The sequence below is a fragment of the Acinetobacter sp. ANC_7511 genome (genome assembly GCF_056779975.1).
The window spans coordinates 1-528 of record NZ_JBWYIY010000055.1 but is presented as its reverse complement, the minus strand read 5'-3'; the positions used below and the strand labels follow the sequence as shown (position 1 = coordinate 528).

Annotated in this window: 1 protein-coding gene; it reads left to right on the top strand. The window is 45.5% G+C overall.

Going from position 1 to position 528, the window contains the following annotated elements; genetic code table 11:
- Window positions 1-528, top strand: a 528-nt coding sequence (locus AC1M9L_RS14790) for an Ig-like domain-containing protein (protein WP_481592558.1), incomplete at both ends; no start/stop codon positions are given.

Sequence of the window (528 nt, the reverse complement as noted above, 5' to 3'; positions counted from 1 at the left end):
ATCAAAGACAAAGAAGGCAACATTTTAGGTTCGGGTACAGCGGACGAAAATGGTGATTTTACTGTAGAACTTGATCCAGCACTGACCAATGGTGAAACGGTTGATGTAATTGCGAAAGATGAAGCAGGCAACGTTTCAGACAAAACTGAAGTAACTGCACCAGATAGCACTGCTCCAGAAGCGCCACAAGTTGATGGTTTTGATGGCACAACAGTCGTAGGTAAAACTGAACCGAATGCAAGCATTACGATTAAAGACAACGATGGTAAGGTTCTAGCAACAGGTCAGGCTGATGCGGACGGTAAATTCCAAATTACGCTAAAACCTTCATTAGCAAATGGTACTGAAGTCCAAGTGACTGCAACTGATAAAGCGGGTAATGAGTCAGTACCGACGCTAGCCACAGCCGATACAGCACCAGATACCACAGCCCCAGAAGCACCAAGCGATGTGGTGATCAGTGAAGATGGTTCAACGGTAACAGGTAAAGCCGAAGCGGGCTCAACAGTTGAGATCAAAGACAAAGAA